The sequence below is a fragment of the Catenibacterium sp. genome (assembly GCF_052354645.1).
Classification (GTDB): Bacteria; Bacillota_I; Bacilli_A; order Erysipelotrichales; family Coprobacillaceae; genus Catenibacterium; species Catenibacterium mitsuoka_A.
Window position 1 is genome coordinate 1 of record NZ_DAWDDM010000165.1, and the last position, 4,498, is coordinate 4,498.

Annotated in this window: 5 protein-coding genes and 1 tRNA gene; 4 read left to right on the plus strand and 2 right to left on the minus strand. The window is 34.3% G+C overall.

Annotated elements, in window-relative coordinates:
• The first annotated feature begins 216 nt into the window (after window positions 1–216).
• Window positions 217–303 (plus strand) — tRNA-Leu (locus ACT8VG_RS07715).
• A gap of 66 nt (window positions 304–369) precedes the next feature.
• Here ACT8VG_RS07715 and ACT8VG_RS07720 read toward each other — a convergent pair.
• Both ACT8VG_RS07720 and ACT8VG_RS07725 read right to left on the minus strand, forming a co-directional pair.
• The gene (locus tag ACT8VG_RS07720) at window positions 370–780 is read right to left on the minus strand and encodes a C-GCAxxG-C-C family protein (protein WP_202898382.1); all 411 of its coding nucleotides are present in this window, start codon (window positions 778–780) and stop codon (window positions 370–372) included.
• A gap of 5 nt (window positions 781–785) precedes the next feature.
• Entirely contained in the window at window positions 786–1,328 is a 543-nt protein-coding gene (locus ACT8VG_RS07725; RefSeq protein ID WP_444195555.1) for a DNA-3-methyladenine glycosylase I, read from the minus strand.
• An 89-nt stretch (window positions 1,329–1,417) separates the two neighbouring features.
• Here ACT8VG_RS07725 and ACT8VG_RS07730 point away from each other — a divergent pair, with 89 nt between their 5' ends.
• The 3 genes from ACT8VG_RS07730 to ACT8VG_RS07740 form a co-directional block, all read left to right on the plus strand.
• Complete coding sequence (locus tag ACT8VG_RS07730; protein ID WP_432269374.1) at window positions 1,418–2,731, plus strand: RsmB/NOP family class I SAM-dependent RNA methyltransferase; 1,314 nt, start codon at window positions 1,418–1,420, stop codon at window positions 2,729–2,731.
• Window positions 2,728–3,168, plus strand: a complete 441-nt coding sequence (locus ACT8VG_RS07735; protein WP_238928226.1) for an HD domain-containing protein — start codon at window positions 2,728–2,730, stop codon at window positions 3,166–3,168. The genes ACT8VG_RS07730 and ACT8VG_RS07735 overlap by 4 nt, the downstream gene beginning before the upstream one ends.
• 70 nt (window positions 3,169–3,238) lie before the next feature.
• On the plus strand, window positions 3,239–4,498 hold a 1,260-nt coding region (locus ACT8VG_RS07740; RefSeq protein ID WP_444195556.1), incomplete at its 3' end, for a coiled-coil domain-containing protein.

The window sequence follows — 4,498 nt, forward strand, 5'->3', positions numbered from 1 at the left end:
AATATAAGAGCCTTAAAACCAAATGTCAATGATTTTTACAAAGTAAGCGAATACATTTAGAAAAAAATAAAAATATTTCTTTTTATGCTACTTATATGAGTGAAAATTTATTCAAATAGTATATGTGTTAGAAAAAATTATGAGAAGCACATCAAAATAAACCATTTTTTTCTTGAAAACATCCCTTATGCATACTATAATAATAACGTTGTCAATGCCCTTGTGATGAAATTGGTAGACATAGCAGACTCAAAATCTGCCGGCTTCAAACCCGTACCGGTTCGAGTCCGGTCAAGGGCACCAACTGTTAATGATTAAGCTGGGATAAATTCTCAGCTTTTTTTTGTGTCTAAAAAAAGGAATAGATGACTATTCCTCACTAAATAATACTTCTTCTACAATAGCAGCGGCATCTCTAATACAGTCAGGACAAGTTCTTAACAACTTACCTGTTTCTACACCTTTTAAAACTTTACATGTAGTTGTAGAATTTTTTTCTTTAAATTTCTGCATGATTTCTCTAGATAACTTATAAGTACTTGCTTTACTATTTGGCTTATCTAGATTGCCTGTACTATTCTTACATCCTGCTAGAAGACATGCACCAGTAACAGCACCACAAGTTCCTTCCATGCAGCCTACACCTAGACCTAAGCCTTCAGCTACCTTAAACATTGTTTCTTCATCCATACCTACAAGATCACAATAAGTACATGCAATAGCCTGTGCACAGTTATAACCCTTATCATGTCTCTTAATAGTTTCATCAATACGTGTCATATCCTTTACCTCCATTCACAATTCATGAGATGATCATTATAAATACCAATCGCCTGTAAATAACTATAAATAATCACAGGACCTACAAATTTAAAGCCACGTTTCTTTAAATCTTGAGATATCTTAGTAGACAGTGCATCACTTGCAGGAATTTCTTTTTCATCCACATAACGATGATCAATCACCTTAAAATCTACAAAAGACCAGATATAATGATCAAAGCTGCCAAACTCTTCCTGCACGTTTAGAAAAGCTTTCGCATTGATTATAATACTATTGATTTTTAAACGATTATGAATAATCCCTTCAGCTTCATAGAGAGATTCTATTTTTTCATTAGAATAAGAGGCAATTTTGTGATAATCAAAATCATCAAATGCCTGATTATAAGCTTCTTCCTTTTTTAAAATAGTATCCCAGGATAATCCTGCCTGCATGCCTTCTAAAACAAGCATCTTAAATAACATTTTTTCATCATGTGTTTCTTTACACCATCGATCATCATGATATTTGATTGCTTCTTTACTTTTAGCCCATGAACACCTCATTGAATAATCCCCCTTTTCACATTGTATCATATCAAAAGTAGTCAACGCATCTATTTTTTTGTATAATAGTTCAGAAAGGACGTGAATTTATGGAACAGTTTGATGCCCGTATGAAGTCTTTATTAAAAGATGAATATGATGACTTTAAGAAGGCTTTGTTAGAAAAGCCAGTTAAAGGTCTCTATTTAAATAGAAATAAGAAAAATGTAGAAAGAGTGCTAGATAAGAACTATGTAGAACATCATCCTATTGTGGAGAATGGTTATCTCTATGATGAAAACTATCATCCAGGAAGAAGTGCTTATTTTCTTGCAGGACTTTATTATATCCAGGAACCAAGTGCGATGCTTGTAGCAGATGCATTACCTATTGAACCTGATGATTTTGTGTTAGATATGTGTGCGGCACCAGGAGGTAAAAGCTGTGAGATTGCATCTCGATTAACTGGAGAAGGTGTATTAATTGCGAATGATATAGAAGCCTCTCGTGCCCGTATTTTAAGTGAGAATATTGAACGTTTTGGTTTAGATAATACAATAGTCACAAATATAGATCCCATGCGCTTTACTAAACAATTTCAGGAAGCATTTGATAAGATTGTCTTAGATGCACCTTGTAGTGGAGAAGGGATGTTTAGAAAACTTGAACAGGCAATAGATACATGGAGTGAAGAAAAGGTATTAGAATGTGCTCATATTCAAAAGAATCTTTTAAAGGGTGCTTATGAAATGTTGAAGCAGGGTGGTATGGTTATTTATTCTACATGTACTTACTCATATGAAGAAAATGAAGCAATGGTTCATTATGCAGTGGATCAACTTGGCTTTGAATTACTTCCTCTTACTAAATCTCATGGTTTATGTCCAGGTGTTGATCTAGATGAAGTGGTGAGATGTTATCCTCATCATTATCGTGGAGAAGGGCACTTTATCGCCTTGCTAAGAAAACCAGGTAATAGTCCAAGAAAACAAGTACGTACTATGAAGTCTCAAGTAAATCCGGCTGACTTAAAGGTCTTAAAAGCTTTCTATCAGGAAAACCTCAATAAGAAAGTACCTTCATACATCATAGAAAATAATGGACACCTTTATGCAATAAAGAAGAACTTCCCAGAACTCAAAGGAATCAGAGTATTACGTAATGGGCTTTATTTAGGTGAAGTGAGAAAGAATAGATTTATACCTAGCTATTCTCTTGCCCTAACTCTCACTAAACAAGATGTAAAAAGAAGTTATGACTATCCAAGTGAAAGTGAAGAAATCAAAAAATATATTCATGGTGAAACTTTAGAAGGAACAGGAGAAAAAGGCTTTGGTGTCATCTTTGTAGATGGTTATCCACTTTCTTTCTATAAAGAAAGCAATCAGGTTAAAAATTTATTTCCTAAGGGACTAAGACGATGAATCGTTACTTTAGCTTACGTGATGAAGTCTTACATCTTTTAGATGAAAAAAGTCATGGATATTATAAAAGAGATGCTATTGCACATATGTTTCAGGTAGAAACATTGTGTTTATTACTTGCAAAAGAAAGAAATCTAGATGAAGAATTATGTGCTATTATCGGTCTTCTTCATGATATTGCGGTTCCTATTTATTCTTCTAGTTTCCAGCATGCCACTCGTTCAAGTGAATTGGCAAAAGAATTACTGGATCCTATATTTAGCGAAGAAGAAAAGAACATTATTATAACTGCAATCAGTAATCATTCACATAAAGAACGCATAGATGATGTCTATAGTGAACTGATTAAAGATGCAGATTGTTGGAGTCACTATCTCGAAAAGACAGTTTTGAAGCATGAAGAATCAGAAAGGCTAAAACTTCTTAAGATTATGTGAATTTACATATGACATTGGGTTTTAATTGGAGTTGTGTTATAATTAACTGTGCGTAAAGGAAGGTGATTTTGTGAAAAGAGGACATAAAATAGTATCATTGCTTATTGCATGTGCGATGGTAACTCCGCTTGCTTTTTCTAATGTGAATACAGTAGAAGCGGCCAATAAATTTGAAGGTCAGGAAACAAAGTATTATAAGCTTTGTTCATCTAAGACACTTACACGTTCAAATCAGAATACTTGTAAAGAGTTTAATAAATACTTAAAAACAAAGAGTGCAAGCTTAAAGAGTGAAATCAGCAGCAAGCAGAGCAGTGTTGATAGTGCAAAGCTATCTATTTCAGATGCAGCAGATAAGATTAATAGCTTAAATAGTCAGATCAATGAAGCTACTCAGAAGATTGCTTATATGAATACTGCAATCACAAATGCTGAAAACAATCTAAATGAAAAGAAGGCTTTATTAAAGGATAGAATTTATTCTATGCAGAGTCAGATGAATTCTAATGCCTATGTTGATTATTTATTTAATGCAAGTTCATTCTCAGATTTCTTTTCAAGAGCTGCAACTCTTAAGGATTTAACTTCTTATGAAACAGATTTAATGAATGAAATCAAGGAAGAACAGAAGCAGTTAGAAATTCAGAAACAGACACTTGTAGATACTCAGACTGCACTTAATGCGCAGAAGAGTCAGGCTGAAGAATTACAGAAATCATTAGTTGCAAAACTTGAAGCTGAACAGAAGGCTTTACAGGATAAGCAGAGTGATTTATCTGATAATGAAAGCAACATTGGTACAATTGCCCAGAACTTAGTTGAATTAAGTAAGGCATCAGATGAATCTAAAGTAAGTGGTGTAACTCATGCAACACCAAACAAGAACAACAGTTCTTCTAGTAATAGTGGTTCTTCTAATAATGGAGGATCATCAAACAACAGTGGTTCATCAAACAATGGTGGAGGGAATACAATACCAACACCAACACCTAGTCCAGATCAGTCTTCTAGAGGACTTGCGATTGCGAACAAGGCATTAACTCGTCAGGGTTATATGTATTCATGGGGTGGATGTCACTCTATGAGTCAGATTGCAAACCCTAACTGGACTAAGTTCGACTGTTCAGGTCTAGTTAACTGGGCTCATTATCAGGCTGGTGTTAATATTGGATCAAATACGACTAAGACATTATGTGGTGTAGGAACACAGGTAGATCGTGGTTCTATGCAGGCTGGTGATATTATTTTATTTAGTTCAAATGGTTCATATTCTGGTGTTCATCATGTTGGTATCTATATTGGTGGTAACCGTATGGTACATGCCCCTTCA

Bases quoted from the DNA above. Each gene is read 5' to 3' on its own strand.
- ACT8VG_RS07720 (WP_202898382.1), bottom strand. From the start codon at position 780: ATGACACGTATTGATGAAACTATTAAGAGACATGATAAGGGTTATAAC.
- ACT8VG_RS07735 (WP_238928226.1), top strand. From the start codon at position 2,728: ATGAATCGTTACTTTAGCTTACGTGATGAAGTCTTACATCTTTTAGAT.
- ACT8VG_RS07725 (WP_444195555.1), bottom strand. From the start codon at position 1,328: ATGAGGTGTTCATGGGCTAAAAGTAAAGAAGCAATCAAATATCATGAT.
- ACT8VG_RS07730 (WP_432269374.1), top strand. From the start codon at position 1,418: ATGGAACAGTTTGATGCCCGTATGAAGTCTTTATTAAAAGATGAATAT.